Source organism: Streptomyces galbus (genome assembly GCF_005280195.1).
Lineage (GTDB): Bacteria > Actinomycetota > Actinomycetes > Streptomycetales > Streptomycetaceae > Streptomyces > Streptomyces galbus.
Genome location: NZ_SZPR01000091.1, coordinates 1 through 245, shown reverse-complemented (window position 1 = coordinate 245; position 245 = coordinate 1). Strand labels below are relative to the sequence as shown.

1 tRNA gene is annotated in these 245 nt (G+C 43.3%); it reads right to left on the bottom strand.

What is annotated here, in order from left to right:
- Nucleotides 1–63: 63 nt before the first annotated feature.
- Nucleotides 64–135: transfer RNA gene (locus E4U92_RS35670), tRNA-Arg, on the bottom strand.
- Between the last annotated feature and the right edge of the window lie 110 nt (nt 136–245).

Genomic DNA, 245 nt, shown 5'->3' with positions numbered 1-245 from the left:
TCTCTCGCGAAGCGAGTTTACTTCCTTATAACTTCCGATAACTTCCTTATAACTTAAAGACTGTACTCTCACTGGGAATCGAACCCAGATCAAAGGTTTAGGAAACCTCCGTTCTATCCGTTGAACTATGAGAGCATAACCCGTCTTGTGGCCGTTTGCAGACCTGAAAAAACGGTGTTTTGCAACTGTGCTTCCGGCATGAACAAAAGCATGAAACGGCAACAGTTTTTAGTTGGTTGTGCAAA